This is a genomic window from Bradyrhizobium sp., assembly GCF_027307225.1.
GTDB lineage: Bacteria > Pseudomonadota > Alphaproteobacteria > Rhizobiales > Xanthobacteraceae > Bradyrhizobium.
On record NZ_DAHUXJ010000103.1, the window covers coordinates 18437 to 31662 of the forward strand.

The 13226-nt window shown below is 60.3% G+C and carries 11 protein-coding genes; 4 read left to right on the forward strand and 7 right to left on the reverse strand.

Annotated elements, in window-relative coordinates; all coding sequences use genetic code 11:
* The first annotated feature begins 15 nt into the window (after positions 1-15).
* From M6D32_RS18060 to M6D32_RS18075, 4 genes are all read left to right on the forward strand, one after another.
* The gene (locus M6D32_RS18060) at positions 16-1299 is read left to right on the forward strand and encodes an ABC transporter substrate-binding protein (RefSeq protein WP_298258639.1); all 1284 of its coding nucleotides are present in this window, start codon (positions 16-18) and stop codon (positions 1297-1299) included.
* 222 nt (positions 1300-1521) lie between these two features.
* Positions 1522-2652 (forward strand): acyltransferase, encoded by a 1131-nt coding sequence (locus M6D32_RS18065; RefSeq protein WP_298258641.1) that lies wholly within the window; start codon positions 1522-1524, stop codon positions 2650-2652.
* Positions 2653-2657: 5 nt separating this feature from the next.
* Positions 2658-3494 carry an ABC transporter ATP-binding protein gene (locus tag M6D32_RS18070; protein WP_298258643.1) on the forward strand — a complete coding sequence of 279 codons (837 nt, stop codon included), beginning with the start codon at positions 2658-2660 and terminating at the stop codon, positions 3492-3494.
* A gap of 125 nt (positions 3495-3619) precedes the next feature.
* Positions 3620-4846 carry an AMP-binding protein gene (locus tag M6D32_RS18075; protein WP_298258645.1) on the forward strand — a complete coding sequence of 409 codons (1227 nt, stop codon included), beginning with the start codon at positions 3620-3622 and terminating at the stop codon, positions 4844-4846.
* 59 nt (positions 4847-4905) lie between these two features.
* Here the strand turns inward: M6D32_RS18075 and M6D32_RS18080 are convergent, their stop codons facing one another.
* From M6D32_RS18080 to M6D32_RS18110, 7 genes are all read right to left on the reverse strand, one after another.
* Positions 4906-5919 (reverse strand): acyltransferase, encoded by a 1014-nt coding sequence (locus M6D32_RS18080; protein WP_298258647.1) that lies wholly within the window; start codon positions 5917-5919, stop codon positions 4906-4908.
* Positions 5920-6021: 102 nt separating this feature from the next.
* Positions 6022-7056: an NAD-dependent epimerase gene (locus M6D32_RS18085; RefSeq protein ID WP_298258649.1), complete on the reverse strand. Its 1035-nt coding sequence runs from the start codon at positions 7054-7056 to the stop codon at positions 6022-6024.
* Between the two features lie 19 nt (positions 7057-7075).
* Complete coding sequence (locus tag M6D32_RS18090) at positions 7076-8359, reverse strand: nucleotide sugar dehydrogenase (protein WP_298258652.1); 1284 nt, start codon at positions 8357-8359, stop codon at positions 7076-7078.
* Between the two features lie 2 nt (positions 8360-8361).
* Positions 8362-9105: an FkbM family methyltransferase gene (locus M6D32_RS18095; RefSeq protein WP_298258654.1), complete on the reverse strand. Its 744-nt coding sequence runs from the start codon at positions 9103-9105 to the stop codon at positions 8362-8364.
* A 194-nt stretch (positions 9106-9299) separates the two neighbouring features.
* Positions 9300-11264, reverse strand: a complete 1965-nt coding sequence (gene asnB, locus M6D32_RS18100) for an asparagine synthase (glutamine-hydrolyzing) (protein WP_298258656.1) — start codon at positions 11262-11264, stop codon at positions 9300-9302.
* Complete coding sequence (locus M6D32_RS18105; protein ID WP_298258658.1) at positions 11264-12175, reverse strand: glycosyltransferase family A protein; 912 nt, start codon at positions 12173-12175, stop codon at positions 11264-11266. Before M6D32_RS18105 ends, asnB begins: the two co-directional genes overlap by 1 nt.
* 131 nt (positions 12176-12306) lie before the next feature.
* Positions 12307-13215 carry an alpha-1,2-fucosyltransferase gene (locus M6D32_RS18110; protein ID WP_298258660.1) on the reverse strand — a complete coding sequence of 303 codons (909 nt, stop codon included), beginning with the start codon at positions 13213-13215 and terminating at the stop codon, positions 12307-12309.
* Between the last annotated feature and the right edge of the window lie 11 nt (positions 13216-13226).

Consider the following 13226-nt stretch of genomic DNA (forward strand, 5'->3'; position numbering starts at 1 on the left):
ACCGGAGGAGACCCCATGATGTTGAAATCTCTGCTTGGCACCGTTTCGTTGGCCATCATGCTCGGCGGCGCCACATCGACAGCGCACGCCCAGATCGCGATCGGTCATCTCGAAGATCTCTCGGGCGGCACGGCCGACGTCGGCGTGCCCTACGGCCAGGGCGTCGTGGACACCTTCGCCTGGGTCAACAAGAACGGCGGCGTCGGCGGCAAACAGCTTTCCGTCGACTCCAACGACTACGGTTATCAGGTGCCGCGGGCGATCGCGCTCTACAAGAAATGGTCGGCGGGCGACAACAAGGTCTCGGGGATCATGGGCTGGGGCACCGCGGATACCGAAGCGCTGACCGCGTTCCTCGCGCAGGACAAGATTCCCGACGTGTCCGGCTCCTATGCGGCCGCGCTGAGCGATCCCGAAGGCACCAGCGGCAAGGCGAAGGCGGCCCCGTATAATTTCTTCTACGGCCCGACCTATTCCGATGCGCTACGCGCCGAACTCACCTGGGCGGCGGAAGACTGGAAGGCCAAGGGCAAACCCGGCAAGCCGAAGTTCGTCCATATGGGCGCCAACCACCCCTACCCCAATGCGCCGAAGGCAGCCGGCGAAGCACTGGCGAAAGAACTCGGCTTTGAGGTGTTGCCGCCACTGGTGTTTGCGCTCAAGCCGGAAGATTTCAGCGGTCAGTGCCTGAGCCTGAAGAGCTCCGGCGCCAACTATGCCTATCTCGGGAACACGGCCGCCTCCAACATCTCGGTCATGAAGGCGTGCAAGACGGCCGGCGTCGACGTCCAGTTCCTCTCCAACGTCTGGGGCATGGACGAGAACGCCGCCAAGACCGCCGGCGCCGCCGCCGACGGGGTCGTCTTTCCCTTGCGCACCGCGGTCGCCTGGGGCGGCAATGCACCGGGCATGAAGACCCTGATGGAAATCTCGAAGATGAGCGATCCGACCGGAAAGGTTTATCGCCCCGTGCACTACATCGCCGCCGTTTGCTCGGCGCTTTATATGAAGGAAGCACTGGACTGGGCCGCCAAGAATGGCGGCGCGACCGGCGAGAACGTGGCGAAGGGCTTCTATCAGAAGGCCAACTGGGTGCCATCAGGCATGGACGGCGTCTGCAACCCCTCGACCTGGACCGAAAAGGACCATCGCGGCTCGATGAAGGTCGATCTCTATCGCGCCAAGATTTCAGGTCCGACCGACGGCGACATCAACGACCTGATGGCCAAGGGCACGATCAAGCTCGAGAAGGTCAAGACCATCGACCTGCCGCGCAAGGCCGACTGGTTCGGCTGGTGATCCCGTAACCAGCTACGTCAACGTGGCGCGGGGCTTGCCCCGCGCCTCCATCGGAAAAAAGGTTCTCTTGAGGGTGGATTGCCGGGCGAGCGGAGGCGACGCCATTCTTCGAACGCTGTGCTCAGTATCCACTTGGCACCACCACAGGCAGGATGGCCGAGACGGCGGATCACGTGCAACAAGTCCATGTTACGCCGCCACCAGATTCTGAGAGTACAGAAATTGACGACTGACGTGAATCATGCTGTCTCCACGAGCGTCTCGTCGCGCGATACGTTTCTGGACTGCCTGAAGGGCTTTGCCATCGGCACCGTCGTGCTCGGTCATACTTTCCAGGGCGCAACACCGGATTTCGATCACTCGCTGCCGTTCCGTCTCATCTACTCGTTCCACATGCCGATGTTCATGTTTATCGCCGGCATGACGGCGTCGTTGAGCTTTTCGAAGAGATTGAATACGACGCCTGATTTGCCGTCCTATCTCTCCGAGATAAAATCCAAGGCGCTCAGACTGGTCGTGCCCTTCATGACCTGGGCCATCATCAAGTACTTCCTGGTTCATCCGGCTGGATACGACCCCGCGACGTGGCTTCTGCACATGTTGCAAGTTCCCGACGAAGGCCTTTGGTTTCTCTGGGCTCTGTTTCAGTGCAGCTGCGTCCTGGCTTTGGCAAGCATGGCGGTCCAATACTTCTACTATTCCCTGACTGCCACTTCATCCAGCGGAAGAAATAATCCAGCGGAACTCTATCTTCTCTTGATCCTGGCGTGGCCCATCGCCAACGCATCGTTTCGTGCGTTGCCCTCCGATCTCGGCCTCGGCATGGCCAAAGCATTCTTTCCATATTTCTTTGCCGGCTTCATTTTTCACATCATACGGCCTGCCGGGCTTCCCAATACCCTTCGTTGGATTCCTTACGTCATATTCGTCGCGCTGGCGCCTTTTTGGTATCGAACCGAAGTGTCGCCGGTCGCGCAGCTGTTCCCAAACCCGGGGTCAGCCAACCTGGAATTTCAACGAATCGTGGCAGTCGCAGGCACTCTCGCCCTGGTCGATTTTGCCCGCTTGTTCACAGACAACGCGCCCGCCGTGCTGACACGAGCGGTCGCTTATTGCGGCAAGCGGTCATTGGATATCTACGCAATACATTTCTTCTTTCTCCCATACTTCCCGCCGGTGATAGCTCCGATCGTCGCCAGCCTCGGCGTGTCTGTCATCCTTCGGACCAATCCTGTGACATCCTGGCTCTGCCTCGGGCAGAAGCCGATGAAAATCTGGCCGATGAACCGATACCGTTTGTCTCAGGGCCCTGCGGGATTGACGAATAACGCTGTAGCGATGCCGAAAGAGTAACGAACATGAGTGAAGTCCCTCATATCGAGCACCAGCCATCGGGCGCGGCCGCCGCCTCCCTCCTCGCCGTGCGCAATATCGAGGTGGTGTATGACGACGTGATCCTGGTCCTGCGCGGCTTGAGCCTGGATGTGCCGAAGGGATCGATCGTGGCGCTATTGGGCGCGAATGGCGCCGGCAAGTCGACCACGCTGAAAGCCATCTCCGGTCTGCTCAAGACCGAAGACGGCGAGGTAACGCGCGGCGAGATCCTGTTCAACGGCGAGCGCATCGACGGCATCGATCCCGAAAAGATCGTCCGGCGCGGCATCTTTCAGGTGATGGAGGGACGCCGCATCGTCGCCGACATGACCTCGCTGGAGAACCTGAAGCTCGGCGCCTTCACCCGCAGCGATGGCGAAGTGCCGGCCGACATCGACATGGTGTTCGACTATTTTCCGCGGCTGAAGGAACGCACCGGGCTCGCCGGCTATCTCTCCGGCGGCGAACAGCAGATGCTGGCGATCGGGCGCGCGCTGATGGCGCGACCGAAGATGATTTTGATGGACGAACCGTCGATGGGTCTATCCCCGCTTCTGGTGAAAGAAGTGTTCACCATCATCAAGGCGATCAACCGCGATCTCGGCGTGACGATCCTGCTCGTCGAGCAAAATGCTCGCGCGGCGCTCTCCGTCGCCAGCCACGGCTATATCATGGAGCAAGGCAAGGTGGTGCTCGACGGCACCGCCGACGAATTACGTGACAACGAGGACGTCAAGGAATTCTATCTTGGCGGCGCGGGCGATCAACGCAAGAGCTTTAAAAATCTGAAAAGTTTCAAGCGTCGCAAGCGATGGTTGTGAAGAAATATCTGCTGTCGTTCCGGCGCACGCGAAGCGTGAACTATGGTGCGCAGTTGCGCACCGGAGAATCTCCAGATTCCGGGCTCGGTCCTGTCGGACCGCCCCCGGAATGACGGATTAAACCCATGACCGACCACTACGACTGGAAAGAAACCCGCGATCACGCCATGCGCGAGGCCGACCTGTTTTCGCAGCTGCCGGATGTGCTGCGCGGGGCGCTTGCCGCGCCCGGCTATGCCGAACACCTCCACGGTGTCGATCCCGCGGCGATCACAAGCCGCGCAGCGCTCGCCACGCTGCCGGTGCTGCGCAAATCCGACCTGCCGGCCCGGCATAAAGCCGCGCCACCTTTCGGCGGATTCGTGGGCGCGCCCACGGGCTCATTCGGTAGGCTTTATACATCGCCCGGCCCGATCTTCGAACCGGAGCCCGCGCACGCCGACCCATGGCGCGGGGCGCGCGCGCTGTTTGCGGCCGGCTTTCGCGCGGGCGATGTCGTGCTCAACACCTTCAGCTATCACCTTACGCCGGGCGGTTTCATTATCGACACCGCGGCGCGCGCGCTCGGTTGCGCCGTGATTCCCGCAGGCCCCGGCAACGCCGAAGCACAGTTCGAACTGATCGAGGCCTACCGCCCGACCGGCTATTGCGGCACGCCGGATTTCCTGAAGATCCTGATCGACGCGGCCATCGCCGCCGGCCGCGACGTCTCCTCTCTCAAACGCGCGCTGGTCTCGGGCGCGGCATTTCCGCCGTCGTTACAGAAAGAGATCAAATCGCACGGCATCGAGGCCTATCAGGCGTTTGGCACGGCGGACCTTGGCCTGATCGCCTACGAGACACCGGCGCACGAGGGCATGGTGGTGAGCGAAGACATCATCGTCGAAATCGTCAAGCCCGGCACCGGCGAGCCGGTGAACGACGGCGACGTCGGCGAAATCGTCGTCACCACGCTCGATCCCGATCACCCCTGGATCCGCCTTGCCATCGGCGACCTCACCGCGGTGCTGCCAGGCAACAGTCCCTGCGGACGCACAAATTTGCGCATCAAGGGATGGATGGGCCGCGCCGATCAAACGACCAAGGTGAAAGGCATGTTCGTTCGCCCCGAGCAGATCGCCGAGATCGGCAAGCGCCATCGCGAACTCGGACGGCTGCGCCTCGTCGTCGGCCGCGACAACGAACAGGACGTGATGGTGCTTCGGTGCGAATGCGCCTCGCCCGGCGACGCGCTGCACGAGGCGGTCACCTCCACGCTGCGCTCGTTAACGAAACTCGGAGGCAGTGTCGAACTGGTAGCACCGGGAAGTCTGCCGAACGACGGCAAAGTGATCGCGGATGAACGGGATTGATCAGAAGATCATCGCCGATCGGCTCAGCCGCCACGCCCCTTCTTGCCGAGTACCGCTACTCAAGCGGCTTGCGCCGCGGCTCTTCGGCGACCGTCCAGCGTCTGCTTGAGTTTTCGAAGAAGAGGTTTTTCTATGCAAAGGTGGATGGCAATACCAACCAAAGCGGCCGCTACTACCTCAAATATCGTCACCAATACGTTCTCGCTCGCTATCGGCAGATGCAAAGCCCTGAATAGCGCACGCTCAATCCCATAGAAGATGGGATGAGACAAATAGAGAGAGTAGGAAGAATCACCAAGCAATACGGCCGGCTTCCAACTGACCTTCGCGCCGCTACTTTCCGCAAAAAGAGCACATCCAACAACGAGCGGGGGAAACCACCAATAGTAAGCGAGGATCCAATTCGGCCAATACGGTCGAATGAACTGGGCGCCAAAGAAACAAACGATGAGAGCCCAGCACATCGCGACAACGAACCATCCGCCAACAAAAGAAGAGCCGAATTCCCACACATAAAACAACGCAATCCCCGCCAGGAAATAGTGAATATAGTCGTGGGAATAGTAGTGGATCAAAAACCCGCCATAGCCATGGCGGTCCAGCAGGATGACCGTATAAATAACTGCCGCGCAGATCAGGGGGGCGAAACGGCGGCTTATCCAGAGCGCCACGCCGAATACGAGATAAAAATAGATTTCAAAATTAAGCGTCCATCCCACCCCGAGCACGGGCAGCTTTTCCGATGGCAGGAACAGCAGGCTGTCAAACAGGTCCTTTGCGAGAGTCGGATTCGCGCTAAAGGCCGTCGAGCTTAGCGAGCCAAACCCGTAGCGCAACGCTACAAATGCGAGCGTTCCGAGCCAGTACATCGGAATGACCCGAATGAAGCGCTTGGTCAAAAATCCTTCGGCGTTTTCTCGTGTGATGAAACACATGATGAAACCGCTGATCACAAAGAAGACAGCTACGCCCGAAAAGTCAGTGTGCCAGTCGCCCGCCAGATTGAAGCCGGTGTGGTAGAATGCGACGCCCAAGGCGGCACATCCCCGCAGCACCTGGAGATTAAAAAGCAAAGTGGCCTCTCTGGATGGGGATGATGATCGCGTTGACGCTCGTTTGGAGAGCGGAAGCCATGGCGCAAGTCTATCCGGTCCCGAAGGGTTGGGTACGCCTCGTTACCGGGGCATGCCCTGTACGGTCTCGTGGTACTCCCGAAACCACTTTGAGAATCGCGCGATGCCATCCTCGATCGAGGTCGCGGGGGCAAACCCGATATCGTTTGTGAGGTCGTCGATATCGGCGTAAGTCGCCGGCACGTCGCCCGGCTGCATCGGCAACATTTCCTTGATGGCAGGACGGCCGAATTCTTTCTCCAGCAACGCCACCACGTGCATCAGTTCTTCGGGCCGGTTGTTGCCGACATTGTAGATCTTCCAGGGCGCGGCGCTGCTGGATGGATCGGGCCTGTCACCGGACCACGTAGCATCTCCTGGTGGCGCACGGTCAATCAGCCGCTCGATTGCTTCGACGACGTCTTCAACGTAGGTGAAATCCCGCCGCATGTTGCCGCCGTTGAACAGCTTGATCGGCTTCCCCTCCAAAATTGCTTTTGCGAAGATGAACATCGCCATGTCCGGACGGCCCCAGGGGCCGTAGACGGTGAAGAAGCGAAGGCCGGTCGCCGGAATCTGATAGAGATGGCTGTAGGCATGGGCCATCAGTTCGTTGGCCTTCTTCGATGCGGCATAAAGACTGATCGGGTGATCGACGTTGTCCTTCACCGAAAACGGCAACTTCGTATTGGCGCCGTAGACCGAGGACGATGATGCAAAGAGGAGGTGGCGGCAGCCGTGATGGCGGCATCCCTCGAGCACGTTCAAAAAACCTTCGATATTCGCATCGGCATAAGCGTGCGGATTCTCCAGCGAATAACGCACGCCCGCCTGCGCGGCCAGATGAACGACAACGGGAAAACGATGCTGCGCGAACAGCGCCCTTGTCGCTGCGCGATCGGCAAGGTCGGATTTTGCGAAAGTGAAGCAGGGCTGGCGCTTCAGGACATCGAGCCTCGCTTCCTTCAGAGCCGGATCGTAGTAGTCGTTGACAACATCAAGACCGACGACCTTGCGGCCGGAGGACAGCAGGCGTTTGGCGACATGAAAGCCAATAAAGCCGGCCGCACCGGTGACCAGGATCGTATCGTCTGTCATGCCTTCACCCGTTCAGCGTTCACAGCCGCCACAGCTCGATGCCGGCGGGCTTTGCGCTTCGATCGAGCTTCATCTTGACGTCGAAGACAAGACCGGAGCCGCCGACCAGGAGTCTCTGAATTAGCGGCCAGCCGCCTTCGACGTAGCTGTCGTGCGCAACCGCCAGAATGATCGCATCCGCCGGCCGCAACGCGTTCAGCCTGGTAATGGTCAGGCCGTATTCGTGTTTGGCTTCCTCGGGGCTCGCCAGGGGATCGTGCACCTGCACCTGAAGGCCGAACGATTCCAGTTCGCGGATGATGTCGACGACGCGCGAGTTGCGTGTGTCCGGAACATCTTCCTTGAAGGTCAAGCCAAGAACGGTGACGGTGCCCGCCGACCCATTTCGGCGAAGCAGCCCGCGGATGCATTCCTTGGCGATACGCTGGCCCATGCCGTCGTTGATGCGACGCCCGGCGAGAATGACCTCGGGATGATAGCCCGCCTTCTCGGCGCGGTAGGTCAGGTAGTACGGATCGACGCCGATGCAGTGGCCGCCGACGAGGCCGGGCTGAAACGGCATGAAATTCCATTTCGTCCGTGCGGCAGCGAGCACGTCGCCAGTGTCGATTTGGAGCGCCTGAAAGATCAGCGACAATTCATTCATGAAGGCGATATTGAGGTCGCGCTGCGTGTTTTCGATCACCTTTGCCGCCTCAGCCACCTTGATCGAGGGGGCGCGATGTACACCGGCCTTCACGACAGAGCCGTAAGTATCGGCGATGACGTCGAGCGTTTCCGGATTCTGCGCGGAGACCACCTTGATGATCGTCTCCAGGCGATGAAGCTTGTCGCCGGGATTGATGCGCTCCGGCGAATAGCCGACGTTGAAATCGGTGGCCACCTTCAGCCGTGCTCCCTGCTCCAGGATCGGCACGCACTCCTCCTCGACCGCGCCCGGATAGACGGTGGATTCATAGACCACGATATCGCCCTTCTTGAGCACAGCGCCCACAAGGCGCGACGCTTCGAACATCGAGCGGAGATCTGGCCGCCGTGCTTCATCGATCGGCGTGGGCACCGTGACAATGAAAAAATCCGAGTTGCCGAGACTCCGTGCATCACTCGTGAACCTCAGCGAAGGGTGCTTGAGATCGCCCGCTTCAACTTCACGCGTGCGATCCTGCCCGCTCTCAAGCTCACCGACACGCGAGGCGTCGATGTCGAAACCGGTCACAGCAAAGCCCTCGCGCGCAAAAGCGACGGCCACGGGCAGGCCGACATAGCCCAATCCGATGACCGCGATTTTTCGTTGGTGTGCCACGTTTAAAGCGCCGCGTGAAAATCGTGCCATGTGGGAGTGCCGCGAAAGAGCGGCACGGTACGACGAACAGCATCAAAGCTCGCCAGCACCTCGTCGATTGTCAGCCAACTGCCGGGGACCTCGCGGCCAAATGTGCCGGAGTGGCTATCGTTGAATTGCGCCCACACATAGCGACCCTCCCGCCAGGTCCACGGCCAGAGCCAGGATTCATTCTTCTCTCTTTGATCGACCAGCTGAAATCGTCGATAGCCCAATTCAAAAAGTGTTTGCGCGATCTCTCGCGAATGTGCTTCGGCAGATACGTAACGTGGAAGCTCGGAAAGCGATTTCAATGATTTAACGGCATCAAGATCGGCCTCCTCGATATCAATCTTGAGATAATAGGGAATCCCGTGCTCCCGCAGCACGCAGTCGAGCGTTGTGCAATCGACCTCTATCGTCCGAAGCGCGTCATCCATTTGCCCACGCCGGCTAGGCATGATTGAAGACCAGTGAGGATTGGAAGCATGCACGTCAAGCTCGACGCGGCCCTTCGTGGAGCCTATTGCTGTTTCCACGATCGTCAACCGGCCTTCGTCAAGGTGGCTGGCGAACCGCTCTCTCGCCAACATGACGAGAGCGGGATTCGCTTCGATTGCCACGACTCGAAAACCCTTGGCCAGGTAAAACTCGGTATCTCCACCGTCGCACAAACCTACATCGTAAATGAGTGCAGCCTCATCGGGCTGCCAGGTGAATGGCCACACAACGAGCGGCCCTCTGAGCCAATCCAACGCCTTCCGTCGCACTCGAATGAGCGCCGCCGGTGTAGAGCTCTTGATTACATCCCTTAACATGACCGAACTGAAGTGCTTTCCGAATTAACTAACAAATGCCAGCCGTAACTGCGTGCCTCTTTGCGGCAAACGCATTTATGATGCCTCGACGTCGTTGTCCACTTCTAAGCGCACCACTGGTCGTGCCAGGCTTGGGCCATCAGGACATTCCAAAGCCAATAACCGTGGTTGCGCCGGCCGCTCATGTGCTCGGCCGTCCGCGCCGCGACGCGGCTCGCATTGAACAGGCCCTGCGCTTGCAGCCGCGCCGGCGAGAGAAGGTCGCTGGCCCATGACCTCAGCGGTCCGCGCAGCCAGTCATCGATGGGAATGCCGAAACCGGTCTTCGGCCGGTCGACCATATCTGCCGGAACGTGTTGATAGAGCACCTGTCTGACCAGCCACTTGCCGCGGCCGCTCCGAACTTTCATGCCGGGAGGAATTCGCGCGGCAAATTCCACCACATCCTTGTCGAGAAATGGCACGCGGGTTTCAAGTGCGACCGCCATCGCCGCGCGATCGACTTTCTGCAAAATGTCGTCGGTCAGATAGCTGAGCGAATCCGCGAGCGTCATGCGATCGAGCGGATCGAGGGCAGCTTTCACTCTGTTCATTTCGCCGTCCGCCCAGCTCCGGTCCTCCTCGCCGCGTAGAACCGTTTGCGCGGGATCGTCGTCGATCGAGCAAAGCTCCCGGTACATCTCATCGAGCGAGGTCGATCCAACGATACGCGCCAGCTTGGCGGCCTGGTCGCCCGCGCGCCGTATCTTGAACCGCGCGGGCAGGAGCGGCCCCGCCATCCGCGCGATCGTGCCGGCGGGCTCCGGCGAAACGCTGCGCAGAAGCACTCCGAGCACCTGCCGAAGCACTGCCGGCATCGCGCCGAATCGCTTGTTGAGGCTGTTACCCCAGACGTGGCGGTTATAGCCGCCGAACAGTTCGTCACCAGCATCGCCCGACAACGCCACCGTGACATGCTGCCGGGCCAGAGCCGACACCAGGTGTGTCGGAATCTGCGACGAATCCGCGAACGGCTCGTCATACATTGTCGGCAGCTTTGGAATGACGTCCATCGCCGTTTTCGCATCGACGTAGAATTCGGTGTGCGAGGTACCGAGATGAGCGGCGACCTTGCGGGCGTCCGCCGCCTCATCGAATGCGTCTTCCCGGAAGCCGATGGTGAAGGTGCGAACCGGCTGACTGGCTTGCGCCTGCATCAACGCGACAATGGCGGAAGAATCGATTCCGCCCGACAAGAACGCCCCGAGCGGCACATCGGAGAGGCACTGGCGCTTCGTGGCGATGGAGAGCAGGCGCTGCAATTCGGCGACCGCCTCCCCCTCGTCGGTGATGCGCGCCGCCTGCGCGGCAACGACCGTCTCGCGTTGCGACCAATACGGCTTGGCCGCAGGCAAGCTGCCTACGACCGCGCCAGCGGTGAAGATGATATAAGAAGCGGCGGGAAGCTTCCGGACATCGGTCCAGATGGTCGAAGGCGCGGGCACGTAGGCATAGCGCATGAAGGACGTCAGAGCATTGCGATCCAGCGACGGCGACCACTCGGGGTGGGTTGTCAGCGCCTTGAGTTCCGACGCGAAGATGAGGTCTCGCCCGCTCCAGCCATAAAAAAGCGGCTTCTCGCCGAAGCGGTCGCGGGCGAGCGTCAGCGTCCGCTCGCGTTCGTCCCACAATGCGAGCGCAAACATGCCCGAGAAACGTTGCAGCGCTGATTCCAGGCCCCAATGTCTGACGGCGCAGAGCAATGTCTCGGTGTCGGAATGTCCGCGCCAGTTCGGCGCGGCGCCGGCAGCTTCAAGTTCGCTTCTAATATCGAGATGGTTGTAGATTTCGCCATTGAAGATAACGGTAAAGCGGCCGCAGTCGCTGTGCATGGGTTGGTGACCTGCCTGCGACAGATCAAGTACCGCAAGCCTGCGATGGCCGAAGGCGATGCCGGCGGGCGCGCGGGTCCAGGTGCCCTCCGCATCAGGACCTCGATATGCCAGCGCATCCGTCATATGCCTGGCAATCGCGGTTAGCTCGGTCTCCTCGCCGCCTCCGGGCCGAAGCAAGCCCGCGATGCCGCACATCAGCCCACACTCTCGTTGGAATGGCCGTGAGGCGTCAAGCTTTCCTGCAACTGTCGCCACGCCTCACCGGTTGCCGGAGAAACGGGCTTCAGGCGCCTCCGCTGCATCTGCCGATTGAGGCCCAGTGCGAGGGTCGCGACATCAGCCGCCCCCTTTGCGCAGTTGGTCGCGATTCCGGCCAACGCCGGCAAAGCTTCACCCGTTGCGATCGCGTTGCGCCAGACCGATCCCATAAACGTCGTCCGCCCCGGCAGCAGTTTTTTCAACGCCAATCGTTCCTGGCGGTAGCCGAGAAGGACGTTGTCAAGCGCGCCCAGCCTGCTGTGACGAAAACTGCGCAGCAACAGGTCCTGATCTTCTGCATATCCGAGCTCGGCGTTGTAGGGATTGTTGCGAAACCAGCTCGCTCGTCCACACCAGGTTGGATGAGGAAACGGAAAGCCGACGAAGGGTCGCGCAGCGATTTCCTGATGATGGAGCCCGACCGGCATCTCACCCACAAGTTCGCCGCCGTTCCTGAAAACAACGGCGCCACATCCCAGAAGATCGAGCTGGGGATCCTCGCGCAAGCGGGTGACCTGCTGCGCCAGACGTTCGGGAAAGCAGATGTCGTCGGCATCCATCCGCGCGATGAACTCCCCCCTCGCAAGACCAACCGCCTGATTGAGACGCGCCGCGAGAAACAAGGTGCGGGCCTCGCGGACAAGCTGAATACGCTGATCGTCGAAGCCTGCCACGATAGCGCCGCTGTCGTCAGACGAGCCGTTGTCAATGACGATGAACTCCCAATCGCGCAAGCTCTGCATCACGACCGAGCGTACCGCCTCGCCGACAGTCGAAGCGCCGTTGCGCATCGACATGATCACCGAGACGACAGGAGGAGGATTACCGTTGTAACCAGAATTTCGCAAATTTGGTCTTCTCAGCAAACGGGTTCTACGCTGCAGCCCCCGTCACGCGAGCCGGCAAATCGCGTTATCCGGCGTTTGCGCGACGAATTCGAAGTTCCACGGCACCAATCAAGAGCAGCTTGATTTATCCATCAAACCAGAATCCACGGCTCGGGGTAAATGTCCCTGGTATTTTTCCGGCTCAGCTCAGACGGCGAAAACCATGAGCGCGGCGCGACGACGATCTTGTCGGGCGAACGATTGAGCCACGCCCCCCACCAGCTGAAGGAACTATTGGCAATCACGTGATGCCGGCATCGCGCCATCAGCGCCATGTCTTCCCAGGGACGCTCGGCGTCGCCGCGCACATGCACAAGCCGCGACTTCGGCACAAAGCTCAGAACCTGCTCGGCGGCCTCCGAATCGTCCGAAAAGATGAACAGCTCGGCTTCGTCGCCGGCTATGCTTTCCAGGCGACCGAGCGCCTCGCGATAGAACGTTTCACCGAGAATTCCGTGAACCTCATGCGTGCCAGGCTTGAGATAGTCGCCGCGGCGGACGTGAATCGAGACCGGCAGGCGGCTCGCTCCGATCCGATTCAGCGCCGCCGTGGCCGCAGTCCCTAATGGTTCACGAAGCGCAAACCAATCCCGCAAGCCTTCCGCAATCGAAGAGAAGTAGCGCTCGCTCTGGAAATAGCCGAACAACGCCATCTGCGGACCCAGCGCTTCGAATGCCGGATCATAGTGGAAATGCGGTTCGCGATATTCATTCGGCGCTGCAAGTCTCGGCAGGCCGGCCTTGCCAAGCAACCGGTCAATCCGCGCCTTCCATTTGGCGCGTTCAAAGTTCGCTTCTGCTTTTTGAGCGGGCTCGGCCCGTGCCAAGGCGACGGCTTCCGGTACGGCCAAGCGGTCGAGCAGAAACGGGCGCAGCGCGTAATTCCGAAAGCCGCTGATATCGAGCGCCAGGGGAACGCCGTGACGCATCGCAAGTGCCTTGCCGGCTGCGTACTGGAACATCTGGTTTCCCAGACCGCCGATCAGCGATACCGTGATCACGTCAACGCCGT